This window comes from Rhodopseudomonas sp. BR0C11 (genome assembly GCF_010820945.1).
GTDB lineage: Bacteria > Pseudomonadota > Alphaproteobacteria > Rhizobiales > Xanthobacteraceae > Rhodopseudomonas > Rhodopseudomonas palustris_H.
Genome location: NZ_QTKI01000764.1, coordinates 1 through 900 on the forward strand (window position 1 = coordinate 1; position 900 = coordinate 900).

The window sequence follows — 900 nt, forward strand, 5'->3', positions numbered from 1 at the left end:
GGCTGCGGGGGCCCGCCGCAGCAGCAAGGCCGCCGCGCCCCTCCGCCGAGCGCGTCGGGCTTCTTCTCGATCTTCCGCTGACGTTGGCGTCGAGATACGCGGGACCATCCCGCGTATCTCATCACAATGACCGCAACGCGGCTGACGCGCCGTTACAAAATCAGCCCGCCGTCGACCACCAGCGTCTGGCCGAGCACATAGGCCGACAGCGGCGACGCCAGGAACAGCGCGGCGCCGGCCATGTCTTCGGGCGTGCCGAGGCGCTTCATCGGAATGCCTTCGATCGCGCCGGCAAGCCGCTTCGGATTGTCGGTGGTAACCTTGGTCATCTTGGTATCGACCAAGCCCGGCGCGATGCCGTTGACGCGGATGCCGTCCTCGGCCCACGCCTGCGCCAGCGTCCGGGTCAGCCCGTAAGCGCCGGTCTTCGACGCGTTGTAGGCCGGATTGCCCTTGGTGGCGTGGAACGCCGCAGTCGACGACACGATGATCAGCTTGCCGGACGCCGCTTTGAGCTGCGGGTGGAATTTCGCCGCGCAGGCCATCAGGCTCATCAGGTTGACTTCCATCACGTGGCGGAAGCCGTCCATCTCGAACTCACCGCGGCGATAGATCACCGCACCCTGCGCCAGCACCAGAATGTCCAGCCGCTCGATCGGCGGCGCGAACGCGTCGACCGCCTGGGCCTTGCCGACGTCGAGCTGCACGTAAGTCAGTCCGTCGAAATGGCTGCCGTCTTCAGCCGAGTAGTCCGACGGCGCCGCACGCGTGCCGGTGACGCAGACCTTGGCGCCGCGGGTGCGAAACGCCTGCGCGATGCCGTTGCCGATGCCGCTCGAACCGCCGACCACCAGCACCTGCTGGCCACTGAAATCGAGATCGTTCACGCGCGTCCTCCTG

1 protein-coding gene is annotated in these 900 nt (G+C 67.2%); it reads right to left on the bottom strand.

Features of this window, described 5'->3' with window-relative positions; genetic code table 11:
• Nucleotides 1-152 precede the first annotated feature (152 nt).
• On the bottom strand, nt 153-887 hold the full coding sequence (locus DYI24_RS27220) for an SDR family NAD(P)-dependent oxidoreductase (RefSeq protein ID WP_107354328.1): 735 nt from the start codon (nt 885-887) through the stop codon (nt 153-155).
• Between the last annotated feature and the right edge of the window lie 13 nt (nt 888-900).